A 13,848-nucleotide genomic window follows, 5' to 3' on the forward strand; every position below is an offset into this window, starting at 1 on the left:
ACCGGGGCCGGGCATTTTTTGATAACGGTGGCTCAGGCCGCCTCCGCGTGCCCCGTCTGGATGTTCCACAGGTTGCGGTAGAGACCGGGGCATTCCACGAGCCTGTCATGCGAGCCGGACTGGATGATGCGGCCCCCGTCCATCACGTGAATGGCGTCCGCATGAACCACGGTGCTCAGCCGGTGCGCGACGAGGATCACGGTGCGCTTGCCCTTCATCTTGGCGAGCGAGCGCTGGATCGCCGCTTCCGTCTCGTTGTCGACGGCGCTTGTCGCCTCGTCGAGGATGAGGATGGCCGGATCGATCAGCAGCGCGCGGGCGAGTGCGATGCGCTGGCGCTGGCCGCCGGAAAGTTTCTGGCCGTATTCGCCGATCTGGCTTTCGTAGCCGTCCGGCAGGTCGCGGATGAAGCCATCGGCTTCCGCCATTCGCGCGGCCGCCTCGACCTCCTCGCGGCTCGCGGCCGGCTTGCCATAGGCGATATTGTCGGCGATCGAGCCGGCAAACAGCGTTACCTCCTGCGGCACCCACGCCATGCTCTTGCGCAGCCGCTCGCCCGACCAGTCGGCAAGCGGCACGCCATCAAGAGTAATGCAGCCCTTCTGCGGGCGGATGAACAGGCCGAGCAGCTTGATCAGCGTCGACTTGCCGCTGCCCGTCGGGCCGACCAGCGCCACCGTCTCGCCCGCCCGGATGGCGAGGTTGATATCGGTCACGCCGCCGGGACCGGTCGTATAGCGGAAACTTGCGTGGTCGATCTCGAAGCGGCCGGAGACCTTTGCGTCATGCTCGCCATGCGGTTCGCCGCGGGGTTCGTCGAGCAGGCGCAGGATGCGGCGCGTCGAAGCCATGGCGCGTTCATAGAGGTCGGCGATCTCGGCAAGCCCCGTCATCGGCCAGAGTAGGCGCTGGGTCAGGAAGACGAGCAGGCCATAGGCGCCGACCTGCATCTGCCCCGTCAGCGTCAGCCAGCCGCCGATCAGGAAGGTGGCGAGGAAGCCGGACAGGATCGCCATGCGGATGATCGGGATGAACGCCGAGGAGACGCGGATCGCGGCACGGTTCGCCTCGACATAACCGAGGCTTTCCTTCGTCAGCGCTGCCGTCTCGCGCACTTCCGCGCCAAAGGCGCGGATGGTCTGGAGGCCCTGCAGGTTGGTGGTGAGCCGTGCGCCGAGGCCGCCGGCGCGTGCGCGCACCGCGTCGTAACGCGCCTGTGCGCGGCGCTGGAACCAGAAGGCCCCGGCAATGATCGCCGGCACCGGTGTGAAGGCGATGACCGCGATCAGCGGGCTGACGATGAAGAAGACCGCGCCGACGAGAATGACGGCGGCAAAGGTCTGGATCAGCTCGTTGGCGCCGCGATCGAGGAACCGTTCGAGCTGGTTGATGTCGTCGTTCAGCACCGCGACGAGATCGCCGGAGCGGTTTTCTTCGTAAAAACTCGTCGGCAGGTGCTGGGCGTGGTCATAACAGAGGATACGCAGGCGGTGCTGCACGTCCTGCGCCAGGCCGCGCCAGAGGACCTGGTAAAAATATTCGAAGAGTGATTCGCCAAACCAGATCAGAAAGGTCGCGATACCGAGCAGGGTGAGCTGCTGCACAGGATCTGTGATGCCGATCTGCGCCACGAAGGAATCCTTGCCGCGCACCACCACGTCGAGCGCGGTGCCGATCAGGATTTCCGGCATGACGTCGAAGATCTTGTTGATGACCGACGAGGCGACCGCTCGCGCCACGCGGCCCTTTTCCTCGCTGACGAGCGACAGCAACACCCGGAGCGGATGGCGTTGGCCGGAGGAGAGCGGGGCAGAAACTGGCGAGGCAGTCATGGGATCGGAACCTGTTTTTGGGGGGGGGCGTAGCGCGCCCGAACGCCAGAGCTGGCGACGTTCACGCCTCTAGCCGGGAGAACCGGCGCTTGCAATCTCTTAATCCTGTTCGCCAAAGAAGCGCCGCCCAAAGCCTGCCTTAACGTCACCTTAAGGTTGGCCGCGCCTTGATCGGCGCGAAAGGGCGGATGACGCCGCCCGGCATCGCCCGAACCATGTGCGGGTGCAGCGTTTCAGCCCTTTGCGACGGATGACCGGAATGAGCCCAGCAACCATCACCTCCTCCGCCAATGCCTCGGCCCCGCTCGCCGTGCAGGTGGTGCGCCAGTACATCCCGAACCGCGGCGGGCTGGAGGATGTCGTCGCACAGCTTTCCCGCCAGCTTTTGTCGCGCGGCTTTCGCGTGCGGGTCGTCACGCTCGACCGGCTGTTTTCCGCCCCGGACAAGACCCTGCCCGCCCGCGAGATGATCGACGGCGTCGAGGTGGTGCGCATTCCCTTCTCCGGCAGCACGCGGTATCCGATCGCACCAAAAGTCTTCCGCCATCTCGCTGACGCCGACCTCGTGCATGTGCATGCGATCGACTTCTTCTATGATGCGCTGGCCTGGGGCTGGCTCCTGCATCGCAAGCCGCTCGTCGCCACCACCCATGGCGGCTTCTTCCACACGGCGAAGTTCTCCGGCCTCAAGACGCTGTGGTTCAACACGACGACGCGTTTTTCCTCCTTCGCCTATCGCCGGATCATCGGGTGCAGCGCGCAGGATACCCGCACGTTCCAGCGCATCGCCGGGCGCCGCGTCACCCGCATCGACAACGGTGCCGACACGCAGAAATTCGCCGATGCGGGCGCGCGCGAACCGCGCCGCCGGCTGATCACGATCGGTCGCTTCTCCGTCAACAAGCGCCTCGACCGGTTGATGGACGCCATGGTGCCGCTGGTGGCTGATAATCCCGAATGGCATCTGGAGATCGCCGGCGTGCCGGGCGATCATTCCGGAGACGACCTTGCCGCCATGGTGCGCGCCCGCGGGCTCGAGAAGAATGTCGATGTGCATGTCGGCCTGTCGAACGGCGCCGTGCGCCATCTGATCGGCGATACCTCGCTGTTTGCCTCGGCCTCGGAATATGAAGGTTTTGGCCTTGTCGCCATTGAGGCGATGACGGCGGGACTGGTGCCGGTGCTGCACCCGAACGTCGCCTATACGGACCTTGCGGCCAGCCACCCCGAAATCCGGCTTTGCGATTTTGCCGATGCGCGGCTTGCCGCCGAAGGTCTTGGCGACGCCTATACGATGCTTTCGCGCGACCCGGCCGGTTATCGCCGCGCCGCAATCGACGCGGCTGCGGCCTATTCGTGGGACCGGGTGGCGGATCGCTATGTCGACGTCTATCGTGCCGCCCTTGGCGACGGCCGGCGCGAGGAACCACGTGGCTTGCTCACGGAGCGGACCGGCGCCTGAGCCGAACGGAGACAGGCATGCGATCCTCATCCCGGAGCGGAACACTCTTTCGACTGGTGGCAGCCATGGTGGCCTTTTCGGTTCCCTTCGAGGCGAGTGCGGGGTGCCTGCGCGGCATCAATCTCGCCGGCGCCGAGTTCGGCGAAGGGCGTGGCACCTACAACAAGGACTATGCCTACCCTTCGGAAAAGACGATCGCCTATTTCGCCGACAAGGGCTTCAATGCCGTGCGGCTGCCCTTCAAGTGGGAGCGGTTGCAACCGCGGCTCGGCCGCGGATTCGACAAGGCGGAACGCAAGCGGCTTGCCGAAACGGTCAAGGCGCTGCGCGGTGCCGGCATGACCGTCATCCTCGACCCGCACAACTACGCCTATTACGGCGACAAGCAGATCGGTTCGACCGAGGTGCCCAACAGCGCCTTTGCCGATTTCTGGAAGCGTCTTGCGGAGGACTACAAGGATGACGACGGCGTGCAGTTCGGCTTGATGAACGAACCGCACGACGTGCCGGCCGACCAATGGCTCGCCTCCGCCAATGCGGCCATCGCCGGAATTCGCGAAACGGGTGCCAAAAACCTCATCCTGATCCCTGGCACGATCTGGACTGGTGCGCACAGCTGGGAGGACGACCGGCCGGGCGGCGCGAACGGCACCGTCATGCTCGGTATCGAGGATCCGGCCGACAACAATGCCTATGAGGTGCACCAATATCTCGACAAGGATTTTTCCGGCACAACCGACACCTGCGAACGGGCGGACGACGCGGTCGGCGCCCTCCAGCACTTTACCGACTGGCTGAAGCGCAACGGCAAGCGCGGTTTTCTCGGCGAGTTCGGCGCATCGGCCAATCCGGCCTGCCTGGACGGGCTAACCCGCATGACGGCGCTGATCGGCAAGGAAGCGGATGTCTGGACCGGCTGGACCTATTGGGCGGCCGGTGACTGGTGGCCGGCGACGGAACCGCTCAACATCCAGCCGACCGCCGAGGGCGACCGGCCGCAGCTCGCAGCCCTCGTTTCAGGCGGCAACCTGCCGGCCCGGCCCGGCAGTTGCCTTGCGCTTCGCCGCTAGAAGCGCCGCCAGTTCCTTGCCATGGTCGAAGGCATTGGAACTGCCGAGGATGAACCACATCAATGCGGCCGTCTTGATCGAATAGAACGAATCGCTGATCAGCATCAGAAGCAGCATGTAGACGATGACCATCGAGTGGAATTTCCACGCCTTCGCATGGGCGATCGGTGCATGCACGAACAGGCTCCAGAGCATGATGAAGCCAAAGAGGCCGAACGCCACCAGCGAATAGGCAAGGCCTGAATCCGAGACGAACTGGCTGGTCGTTTCGATGCCGAGCACGACGCCGATCGTCAGCTGCGTCAGGATATGCGCCGTCACCGCAAAACGCCCGGCAAGATCGTTCGGCCCGCCACCCTCCACCGAGGTCACGCCATAGACCGCCAGCACCGCCAGAAGCAAGAAGGGCAGCACGCTCCAGACGATGCGCGGCAGGAGCTGATAGAACGGATAGAGCAGCGTGATGAGCACGCAGGTGTAGAGGCCGAAACGCGCATCCGCCAGCGCCACCACGGTGAAGGCGAGCAGGAAGGTGAGCCAGCGCCCCTTGAAGGCCCGGCCGCGAAACAGCGCCCAAGAATAGATGATCACCGCGAAATTGCCCATGGAAACCGGCTCCAGGAACACCGAGGAGACGCGGTGCTGGCCGAGGAAAGGCAGGATGGTGCGCGCTTCCGGGCGTTGGCCGGAGATGAACAGGCCCTTGGTCTGGCCGAAGGTCTGGTCGAGCGTCACGGAACCACGCGCGAGGTAGTAGCCGATCACGTTGAAATATTCGAGGAAGGTTTCGAGGAAGAGATATTCGAACAGGCCGAAGACGACGACGATGACGGCGCTTGCCACCACCAGCCGGTCGCAGAGTTTGAGGTCGGCGATGCGCCGGCCCATGAAATAGAAGACCAGCGGGATCAGGATGTCGCGGATCGGCTTCGGGTTCACCGCGCCGCCGCGCAGCATGAACAGGAAAACCATATAGGTGAAGAACACGGCGAGGAAGATGTAGAGGCCGGACTTGCGCGTCATCGCGGCGATGAAGGTGCAGCCGACGATCGCCAGTTCGGCGAGCATCACATGGCTGTCGGCCACGCCCATGATGCGCGTGTTGACGAAGGCGAGGAACGGGTTGAACACCAGCGCGCCGAGCACGGTGATGATCGCAAGAAACCGGTAGAGCCGCATGGCGAGCGGCATGCCGCCATCCGCCGCGTCGGGCGCCGGCACGGCATGGTGGACGAAACCGCCGGAGCCGGAATGTCCTGCATAGGCCTGCCGCGCCGCCATCTCGCTCTCCTCAGGCGGCCCGGTCGCCGATAAGGATGTTGCCGACCAGCTTGTCGCGCCACGGCGCGATTTCGGCGATCAGCGCCGACAGCGCCTCGCTGCCCGTTGCACCGATGGCGGAAACCACCAGGATGCCGTCGACATGGCGCAGCACGGCGGGAAGGATCGCCTCGGCCGGCGTGCCGCAGCAGTCGATGATCGTGAAATCGACAGCCTCGTCGCGGAAGGACGTGCTGACGCGGGCGGACGAGAGAGCTGCGACCTTGCGCAGCCCGCCGGAGCCGAGGCGGCGGAAATGCAGCATGTCTTCCAGCGTCTGGGCGTGACCGCGCGAATGCCGCTCGCCGGAGGGCCGTGCGAAATCGGTGCGGATCTTCACCGAGCCAGCGGCGCGCAGCGGGCTCTGCGCCACGCGGCGAAGCTCGCCGTCGGAAAACAGCACGTCCTGGCCGAGCACCTGCAATTCGCGGGCGATGCCGAGGGCGGCATTGTCGTAACCGGCATTGCCGGCGGAGAGCACGGCGATGGTGACCGGCACGCCCGGCTCGAACTGCGCGTCGAGCAGGTGCGCCGCGCGCGTCAGGCCGGAGACGCGCGGTGTCGCATCGTGCCGTGCCGCCTCGCGGCCGAACGGCACCACGCGGGCGAACTTGTCGCTCCAGCGGCTTTCACTGCGGCCGGCATTCTCGTTTTCGATGACGGCGATGACAGGTGCGCCGGTCTTCGTGACGAGGTCCTTTTCCGAACGCACGGTGCCGCCGAACAGCTCGCGCACCACGGCAAGCGCCGCACCGGCAGCCGTGCCGAAGAGAATGGCGGCGATGAGCACCAGCAGTTTCGGCGCCTGGATGGCCTTGCCGGATGGCGTGGCGGCCGAGATGATTCGCGAATTGCCGTTGCCGAGACCCTGCTGGCGGCTCAGTTCCTCGGCGCGCGTCAGGAACGACCGATAGACGGTGTCGATCGCGTCGGCCTCGCTGATGAGCTGCGCCAGGCGGTAACGGACGTTGCCATTGTCGCCCGTCGCCGTCGACTGTTCATCGAAGCGCCTCTGCACCGAGGCGAGGTTCGTCTGCGCCCGCTGATAGGTGTTGGCCGAGAGCTGGCGAATGCGCACGAGCTCTTTTTCGATCGCGCCACGGATGCTGGCGATCTGCGAGCGCACGGCCTTCATCTGCGGATGGCCGTTGCCGAGATTGGCTGAAAGCTCCGCCTGACGGTCGAGCATCTGCGAATAGCGGCTGCGCAGCCCCGTCAGCGCGGTGGATTGCAGCGCTTCCGGAATGGCGCCCGATTCGACGTCGGACATGTTGAGCTGTTGTGCCTGGTCATAGGCGGTCTTCTGCTGTTCGACCTGCTGGCGGGCGGCAATCAACTGCTGATTGAGCGCGGCAAGCTGCTGATCGGCGATGAGCCCCTGCTCGCCGGTCGTCAACAGGCCGTTCTCGCCCCGGAAGTTTTCCACCTTGGCGCGGGCATCGAGCACGCGCTGGCGCAGCTCTTCCGTCTGCTCCTCGATGGTCTTGGAGGTGCGCAGGTTGACGTCGAGGCGCGACGTGTCGGCGATGCGCAGGTAGCTTTCGGCGATGGCATTGGCGATCTTCGCGGCCATTTCGCTGTCGCGGTGCTTCATCTGGATGGTGAAAACGAAGGTGTCGCCGTTGCGGGCGACCAGCAGGTTTTCCAGGATGGCATCGACGGCACCGTCCGTCGCGTCACCCGTCGGCGGCTTGCGCCCGAGGATCTTCGAGACCAGGCCACCGCCCCCACCCGTGAGATACGGATCCTTCTCGAGGTCGAGGCGCTTGACGACGTCGCGCAGCACTTCACGCGACTGGAACAGGAAAAGCTGGCTGCCGATCAGCTGCTGCATGTTCATCGTGCCGCCGGTATCGGTACCGACGACGGGGCCGCGCTGGATATCGACGAAAACCTCCGCCGTGGAGCGATAGAACGGCTTCTGCGTCATCACGAAGCCGAGTGCGAGCACGGCACAGGCAAGCGCGCAGAGAATCACATAGTGAATTCTCTTCAGCACAATTCCCGGCAACTGAAAAATATCTATGTCCATGGAACGCCTGAACGGCCGCCTCTGGCAACCAGCCTGCTGCAATGATGCTCTGCCACGACGCAATGGCTACGCGATGGCTAGGTCGCACAGTCTCAGGATATGGTTAACAAAGCCTCAACTTTACCGGTGCGTATCAGCACGAGACAGCTGCAATCGCGCGCAACCCATTGAAAAACAAGCGCCGGTCAGACTTTCTTCAGCGCGCTGCGTAAAACAGCGTCCCGCACCCGGCCAGGTTGCCGAAGTGCTTCACCGAATCTTATCCATGTCCCTTCAGCCGATCTTATCAACCGTCGGTTATGTCTTGCAGGAAGAATACGACGACGGCCCGCTGTCCGGCCGTGAACGACAAACAAAGCGATGGAGAACAACATGAAGCAGAAGATCCGTGACATTCTGGGCAAACACGGCGGTCTCCCGGTGCCGGTCGAGACGTTGGCCGACGATGCCGATCTCTATGCGGCGGGCCTGTCGTCCTTCGCCTCCGTACAGGTGATGCTCGGCCTCGAGGAGGCCTTCGACGTCGAGTTTCCCGACAATCTCCTGAACCGCAAGTCCTTCCAGAGCATCGCCGCGATCACACGGGCGGTCGAAGGTCTGACCGGCAGCGCGGAGGCGGCCGAATGACCATGACCGTCGGTACGAGCTTCGCGGAACGCGCCCAGCGCGTGTCCGCCGTGGCCGCAGTGCATGCCGACGACGTGGACGCCAAAGGCCGTTTCCCCCGGGAAGCTGTCGATGCGATGATCGCCGAACGGCTGCTCTCCATCCAGATCCCCAAAAGCCTCGGTGGCGAGGATGCCTCGGTCTCCGAGATCGCGGAAGCCTGCTCGCTGCTCGGCCAGAGCTGCTCGGCCGCCGCCATGGTCTTCGCCATGCACCACATCAAGCTGTCGAGCCTCGTCTCGCACGGCGCGGGTGATGCCTGGCATTCGGCCTTCATGCGCCGGGTTTCCGACGAACAGCTGCTGCTTGCCTCTGCGACGACCGAAGGCGGCATCGGCGGCAACCTGCGCAACAGTATCTGCGCCATCGAGGTCGACGGCGACACCTGCCGCCTCACCAAGGACGCCACCGTCATCTCCTACGGCGCGCATGCCGACGCGATCCTTATCACGTCGCGCGCACACGCCGACGCCGCCTCGACCGACCAGGTCATGACCGTCTTCACCAAGGACCAGTACACGCTGGAGCAGACCCATGTCTGGGATACGCTCGGCATGCGCGGCACCTGCTCGGACGGCTGGCTGTTCAAGGGTGAAGCGCCGAAGGAGCAGATCCTTCCCAAGCCCTTCGCCGAGATCGCCGCCCAGTCGATGCTTGCCACCTCGCACCTGCTGTGGAGTGCGGTTTGGTACGGCATCGCCGTCAACGCGGTTTCCCGCGCCCAGGCCTTCGTTCGCGCCGCCGCCCGCAAGAGCCCCGGCGTGACGCCGCCCGGCGCACTGCGCCTCGCGGAAGCCTCGAACCTGCTGCAGCTCGTCAAGTCGAACACCATCGCCGGCCTTCGCGAATATGAGGCCGCCAAGGCGGATCCGGACAAGTTGTCCTCGATGGGCTTTGCGGTCGCGATGAACAACGTGAAGATCGCCTCTTCCGAGACGATCCTCGCCATCATCAACCAGGCAATGCTGATCGTCGGCATCATGGGCTACAAGAACGGCACGCCGTTCAGCATCGGCCGGCACCTGCGCGATGCCCATTCCGCCCAGCTGATGATCTCCAACGACCGCATCCTCGGCAACACGTCAAACCTCCTGCTTGTCCACAAGCAGGACACCAGCCTGATCGGGTGACACCATGGATATGCAGACCTCCCTTCTCGACAGGCTCTTCGATTCGGGCCTGCTCATTGATACCGGCGTCGAAGGTCTTTATGGCCGCAGCGGCGCCTTCGAGGATGTCATTGCCCGCTTCGAGCGGCTGATCGACGTCTATGGCGGCCCCGACGGTGCGGAAGCCATGCGCTTTCCGCCCGGCATGAACCGCGCGCATTTCGAGACCTCCGGCTACATGAAGAGCTTTCCGCAGCTCGCCGGCACCGTGCACGCCTTCTGCGGCGCCGATCTCGACCATATGAGCCTGCTGCAATGCATGGAAGTCGGTGGCGACTGGACGAAGGACCAGAAGGCGACCGACATCGTGCTGACGCCGGCCGCCTGCTATCCGCTCTATCCGACGATCGCCAAGCGCGGCCGCCTACCGGCCAAGGGTGGTCTCTACGACCTGCAATCCTACTGCTTCCGCCATGAGCCCTCCAACGACCCGGCCCGCCAGCAGCTTTTCCGCATGCGCGAATATGTCTGCATGGGCACGCAGGAGCATGTGACCGAGTTCCGCCAGACCTGGATGGACCGCGGCCTGGAGATGATGGCCAAGGTCGGCCTCGACGTGACGATGGACGTCGCCAACGACCCGTTCTTCGGCCGCGCCGGCCGCATGATGGCCAACAACCAGCGCGACCAGAACCTCAAGTTCGAACTGCTCATTCCGGTGACGTCTGCCGCCAAGCCGACGGCCTGCATGAGCTTCAACTACCATCAGGACGCCTTTGGCGCGAAGTGGGGGCTGAACCTCGAAAACGGCGACGTCGCGCACACCGCCTGCGTCGGCTTCGGCCTGGAGCGCATCGCGCTCGCGCTCTTTGCCCGCCACGGCATGGATATTGCGACCTGGCCGGCGGATGTCCGCAAGGTTCTGGGATATCAGGACTGAGCATGGCTGCCGTCTTCGCCGGGGCCAATCCCGAGACCTACCGGCCGCACGCGCTGCACGATGCGGAGCGCATGTGGCCGGAAACGAATTGTTACGTCGACCTCTGGATCGAGGTGCTGAATACGTTCGGCACGTCCCCGGAGGCGATGCTCGGCTTCTCGCTGACCCAGGACTTCGAGGGCGACCAGTTCACCTTCTTCAAGGTGCCGCTGGAAGACCTCGAAACGCTCTATGGTATCCGCGCGACGGAACTCGCCATCTTCGACAAGGTCGAGAGCCACGTCGCGACCCAGATCGCCCGCGGCCGCCTCTGCCTCGTCGAGATGGACAGCTTTTACATGCCGGACACCCGCGGCGTCGCCTACCGTCAGGAGCACGGCAAGACGACGGTCGCGATCAACCGGCTGGATCTCGAAAACAAGCAGCTCGACTATTTCCACAATGCCGGCTTCTTCCGGCTGGAAGGCGAGGATTTCGACGGCCTGTTCCAGTTGAACAACGGCCCGGACGATCTTCCCTTCCTGCCCTATACGGAATTCGCCAAGTTCCCGGAAAAGCGGGCCGACGAAGCGCATCTGCGCCGCGAGGCAAAACGCCTGCTCGCCTTCCATTTCGGCCGGCGTCCAACGGAAAACCCGGTTGCGGCCTTCGCGAAGGTGTTTCCAAAGCAGGTCGAGGCCGTGGCGGAGCGCCCCTTCGGCTTCTTCCACAAATACGCCTTCAACACATTGCGCCAGCTCGGCGCCAATTTCGAGTTGGCCGGCAGCCATCTCGACTGGCTGGGCCTTGATGGCGGCGATGCCGCGCGAAAAATTTCGGAGACGGCGAAGTCCGTGCAGTTCCAGCTCGCCCGCGCGGTAACGCGCCGGAAATTCGATCCGCTGGCGACGGCGCTCGACCCGGCGGTCGAGGCATGGGATACTTTGATGTCGAGCCTTGCCGCCCGCATCGACTGAAGGAAGACGGAATGTCCGAGATCGGAAAAGCGCTTTCCACCGGCTGGCGCATGGCCCTGACAGCGGCCAATGCCGCCGCTGACCCCGCCGCGCTGCAAGACCTTTCCGATGTCCTGGATGCCCCCGTGCCCGGCACGGTTGCCGGCGCCCTCGAACGCGCCGGCCGCTTCGATCGCACCGCGCCCGAACCGCTCGACCATCTCGACGCCTGGTACGTGCTCGACCTCTCGGGTGACGAGCCGGGTGACGCCGTGCTGCATTTCGATGGTCTCGCGACGATCACCGAGATCTGGTGGAACGGGACGCTTGTGCTTTCCTCCGACAGCATGTTCGTGGCCCATGCCTTGCCCGTGACGCTCACCGGCAACGACCGGCTCGCCCTCTGCTTCCGTGCACTGAAACCGCATCTCGAAAAACGCGGTCCCCGCGCCCGCTGGCGGCCGCAGATGATCACGCCGCAGGGCCTGCGCCTTGTGCGTACCACACTGCTTGGCCGCATGCCGGGCTGGTGCCCGGAGGTCCATGCCGCCGGTCCTTGGCGGCCGGTGCGCCTGTTGCGACCGACGCCGGCTGTTGCCTCCGATATCCGTCTCTCCGCGCGCCTTCACGAAAACGGCAAGGGCCAGTTGGAGATCGGCTTCACGCTCGATAGCGCCACAGCGCCCATGGTGGAATGCGCCGGCGTCGCCGTCGAAGCGATCGCGAACGGAGACCGCAGTTTCAGCGCCAGCCTCACCATCCCCGACGTCGAAGCCTGGTGGCCGCGCACGCATGGCACGCCGGCTTTGCACGATATCTCGCTCGTGGTGGATGGCGTGCGGCAAAAACTCGGCCGCACCGGTTTTCGCCGCATCGAGATTGACCGCGGCGCGGACGGTCGGGACTTTGCGCTGCGCGTCAACGGCACCAAAATCTTCTGCCGCGGTGCCGTCTGGACCACTGCCGATATCGTCGACCTGCCGGGCACGCGAGACCGCTACGCGCCGCTGCTGAAACTTGCTGCCGACGCCAACATGAACATGCTGCGCATCGGCGGCACGATGGCCTATGAGACGCCGGATTTCTTTGCGCTGTGCGACGAATTCGGCCTGATGGTCTGGCAGGATTTCCAGTTCGCCAATTTTGATTACCCGGCGAACGATCCGGCCTTTGTCGAAAACGTCCGCACCGAGGTCGCGCAGTTCCTCGACGCGACCGCCGCCTCGCCGTCGCTTGCCGTGCTCTGCGGCGGCAGTGAGATCGACCAGCAGGCGGCGATGCTCGGCCTGCCGGAAACGGCCTGGGCCGGGCCGCTGACGCTCGACATCCTGCCCGCCCTCGTCGCGGCGCATCGTCCGGACGTACCCTATGTCGAGAATTCACCGAGCGGCGGAGCGATGCCCTTCTCGCCCAATGTTGGCGTCACGCACTATTACGGCGTCGGCGCCTATTGCCGGCGGCTGGAGGATGCACGCCGCGCCGAGGTGCGCTTTGCCGCCGAAAGCCTCGCCTTTGCCAATGTGCCGGAACAGCAGACGCTCGATGCGCACCTGCCGGTACCCCCTGTGCATGATCCGCGCTGGAAGGCCCGCGTGCCGCGCGACCGCGGTGCCTCCTGGGACTTCGAGGATGTGCGCGACCACTATCTCGGCCTGCTTTACGGCCACGACCCGGCGCGTCTGCGCCGCGAGGACCCGACCCGCTATCTCGACCTTTCCCGCGCTGTCGTCGCCGAGGTGATGGAGGCCACCTTCGCCGAATGGCGCCGCGAAAAATCCACCTGCAACGGTGCGCTCGTCTGGACGTTTCAGGACCTGCTGCCCGGCGCCGGCTGGGGCATCGTGGATGCCACGGGCCTGCCGAAATCCGCCTGGCATGCGTTGCGCCGCGCCTTCCGGCCGGTGCAGGTCACGCTGTCCGACGAGGGCACCAACGGGCTCGACGTGCACGCGATCAACGACAGCGCACACGAACAATCCCTGACGCTCGAACTCGCCTGCCTGCGGCACGGCCGTCAGCCGGTCGTCAGCGGCCGGCGGGAGATCACGCTTGCCCCGCATTCGGCGCAGACCATGCCGACAACGGCACTGTTCGGCGCCTTCTTTGACACGACCTATGCCTTCCGTTTCGGCCCGCCCTCCCATGACGTGACGGTCGGCCGGCTGATCGATGCGGCAGGAACGGTCGTCGCGGATGCCTTCCATTTTCCGCGCGGCCGGGCGGAGGCGATGACTTCTCCGGCAATAACCGTGGCCCTGCATCAGGGTGCGGAAGGCTGGAGCCTCGAGCTTTCAACGGACCGTTTCGCCCAGTCCGTCGCAATCGAAGTCGACGGTTTTCTGCCGTCGGACAACTGGTTCCATCTGGCACCGGGCGGTGTGAAGACCATCCGGCTTGCGCCGCTCAACGGTGCCGATCCAACTAAAAAACCCTCCGGTACGATCGGCGGTGTCGGCGTCGAGGCCCTGCGTTCGTTCTGAAA

General features: G+C 64.8%; 10 protein-coding genes. 7 read left to right on the forward strand and 3 right to left on the reverse strand.

What is annotated here, in order from left to right:
• Nucleotides 1-32: 32 nt before the first annotated feature.
• Nucleotides 33-1,832 (reverse strand): ABC transporter ATP-binding protein, encoded by a 1,800-nt coding sequence (locus AC1RT2_RS27120; RefSeq protein ID WP_493106990.1) that lies wholly within the window; start codon nucleotides 1,830-1,832, stop codon nucleotides 33-35.
• Between the two features lie 259 nt (nucleotides 1,833-2,091).
• Between AC1RT2_RS27120 and AC1RT2_RS27125 the strand changes: the two genes are divergently transcribed.
• On the forward strand, nucleotides 2,092-3,294 hold the full coding sequence (locus AC1RT2_RS27125) for a glycosyltransferase family 4 protein (protein WP_493106992.1): 1,203 nt from the start codon (nucleotides 2,092-2,094) through the stop codon (nucleotides 3,292-3,294).
• A 17-nt stretch (nucleotides 3,295-3,311) separates the two neighbouring features.
• Nucleotides 3,312-4,364, forward strand: coding sequence for a glycoside hydrolase family 5 protein (locus AC1RT2_RS27130; protein WP_493106994.1), 1,053 nt, complete (start codon nucleotides 3,312-3,314; stop codon nucleotides 4,362-4,364).
• Here the strand turns inward: AC1RT2_RS27130 and AC1RT2_RS27135 are convergent.
• Together AC1RT2_RS27135 and AC1RT2_RS27140 are read right to left on the reverse strand one after the other, a co-directional pair.
• Nucleotides 4,311-5,645, reverse strand: a complete 1,335-nt coding sequence (locus tag AC1RT2_RS27135) for a UDP-phosphate alpha N-acetylglucosaminyltransferase (protein WP_493106996.1) — start codon at nucleotides 5,643-5,645, stop codon at nucleotides 4,311-4,313. The two genes, AC1RT2_RS27130 and AC1RT2_RS27135, sit on opposite strands and share 54 nt — an antisense overlap.
• A 10-nt stretch (nucleotides 5,646-5,655) precedes the next feature.
• A complete protein-coding gene (locus AC1RT2_RS27140; RefSeq protein ID WP_493106998.1) occupies nucleotides 5,656-7,716 on the reverse strand; it encodes a GumC family protein in 2,061 nt (686 codons plus the stop codon).
• 372 nt (nucleotides 7,717-8,088) lie between these two features.
• Here AC1RT2_RS27140 and AC1RT2_RS27145 point away from each other — a divergent pair, with 372 nt between their 5' ends.
• The 5 genes from AC1RT2_RS27145 to AC1RT2_RS27165 are packed head-to-tail and all read left to right on the forward strand — an operon-like array spanning nucleotide 8,089 to nucleotide 13,846.
• Nucleotides 8,089-8,343, forward strand: coding sequence for an acyl carrier protein (locus AC1RT2_RS27145; protein WP_069060452.1), 255 nt, complete (start codon nucleotides 8,089-8,091; stop codon nucleotides 8,341-8,343).
• Nucleotides 8,340-9,512 (forward strand): acyl-CoA dehydrogenase family protein, encoded by a 1,173-nt coding sequence (locus tag AC1RT2_RS27150; protein ID WP_493107000.1) that lies wholly within the window; start codon nucleotides 8,340-8,342, stop codon nucleotides 9,510-9,512. Before AC1RT2_RS27145 ends, AC1RT2_RS27150 begins: the two co-directional genes overlap by 4 nt.
• Nucleotides 9,513-9,516: 4 nt before the next feature.
• Nucleotides 9,517-10,431: an amino acid--[acyl-carrier-protein] ligase gene (locus tag AC1RT2_RS27155; RefSeq protein WP_257949314.1), complete on the forward strand. Its 915-nt coding sequence runs from the start codon at nucleotides 9,517-9,519 to the stop codon at nucleotides 10,429-10,431.
• 2 nt (nucleotides 10,432-10,433) lie between these two features.
• On the forward strand, nucleotides 10,434-11,387 hold the full coding sequence (locus AC1RT2_RS27160) for a DUF1839 family protein (protein ID WP_493107002.1): 954 nt from the start codon (nucleotides 10,434-10,436) through the stop codon (nucleotides 11,385-11,387).
• An 11-nt stretch (nucleotides 11,388-11,398) separates the two neighbouring features.
• Nucleotides 11,399-13,846, forward strand: coding sequence for a beta-mannosidase (locus AC1RT2_RS27165; protein ID WP_493107004.1), 2,448 nt, complete (start codon nucleotides 11,399-11,401; stop codon nucleotides 13,844-13,846).
• The last annotated feature ends 2 nt before the right edge of the window (nucleotides 13,847-13,848 follow it).

Source organism: Shinella sp. GW821-FHT11G07 (assembly GCF_058808115.1).

What these genes read in the sequence shown, in the direction of transcription:
- AC1RT2_RS27120 (WP_493106990.1), bottom strand. Translation starts at nt 1,832, where the DNA reads ATGACTGCCTCGCCAGTTTCTGCCCCGCTCTCCTCCGGCCAACGCCAT.
- AC1RT2_RS27125 (WP_493106992.1), top strand. Translation starts at nt 2,092, where the DNA reads ATGAGCCCAGCAACCATCACCTCCTCCGCCAATGCCTCGGCCCCGCTC.
- AC1RT2_RS27130 (WP_493106994.1), top strand. Translation starts at nt 3,312, where the DNA reads ATGCGATCCTCATCCCGGAGCGGAACACTCTTTCGACTGGTGGCAGCC.
- AC1RT2_RS27135 (WP_493106996.1), bottom strand. Translation starts at nt 5,645, where the DNA reads ATGGCGGCGCGGCAGGCCTATGCAGGACATTCCGGCTCCGGCGGTTTC.
- AC1RT2_RS27140 (WP_493106998.1), bottom strand. Translation starts at nt 7,716, where the DNA reads ATGGACATAGATATTTTTCAGTTGCCGGGAATTGTGCTGAAGAGAATT.
- AC1RT2_RS27145 (WP_069060452.1), top strand. Translation starts at nt 8,089, where the DNA reads ATGAAGCAGAAGATCCGTGACATTCTGGGCAAACACGGCGGTCTCCCG.
- AC1RT2_RS27150 (WP_493107000.1), top strand. Translation starts at nt 8,340, where the DNA reads ATGACCATGACCGTCGGTACGAGCTTCGCGGAACGCGCCCAGCGCGTG.
- AC1RT2_RS27155 (WP_257949314.1), top strand. Translation starts at nt 9,517, where the DNA reads ATGGATATGCAGACCTCCCTTCTCGACAGGCTCTTCGATTCGGGCCTG.
- AC1RT2_RS27160 (WP_493107002.1), top strand. Translation starts at nt 10,434, where the DNA reads ATGGCTGCCGTCTTCGCCGGGGCCAATCCCGAGACCTACCGGCCGCAC.
- AC1RT2_RS27165 (WP_493107004.1), top strand. Translation starts at nt 11,399, where the DNA reads ATGTCCGAGATCGGAAAAGCGCTTTCCACCGGCTGGCGCATGGCCCTG.